Origin of the sequence: Enterobacter sp. ENT02 (genome assembly GCF_019219165.1) — a bacterium.
Lineage (GTDB): Bacteria > Pseudomonadota > Gammaproteobacteria > Enterobacterales > Enterobacteriaceae > Enterobacter > Enterobacter mori.
This window is the reverse complement of the sequence record NZ_JAHUWD010000035.1, coordinates 1-257: the sequence shown is the minus strand read 5'-3', so window position 1 is coordinate 257 and position 257 is coordinate 1. Positions and strand designations below refer to the sequence as shown.

The window sequence follows — 257 nt, the reverse complement described above, 5'->3', positions numbered from 1 at the left end:
TCATCAAATTGCGAAAATTTGAGAGACTCGAACACACATAACATGTGTGTCGTTTCAATTTTCAGCTTGATCCAGATTTTTAAAGAGCAAATATCTCAAACGTCACCCGAAGATGAGTTTTGAGATATTAAGGCAGGTGACTTTCACTCACGAACCAGCAAGTGGCGTCCCCTAGGGGATTCGAACCCCTGTTACCGCCGTGAAAGGGCGGTGTCCTGGGCCTCTAGACGAAGGGGACACTGAAGTCTCAATCGCAA

1 tRNA gene is annotated in these 257 nt (G+C 46.3%); it reads right to left on the bottom strand.

Features of this window, described 5'->3' with window-relative positions:
* Positions 1 to 162: 162 nt before the first annotated feature.
* Positions 163 to 238 (bottom strand) — tRNA-Glu (locus tag KW829_RS22800).
* Positions 239 to 257 lie beyond the last annotated feature (19 nt).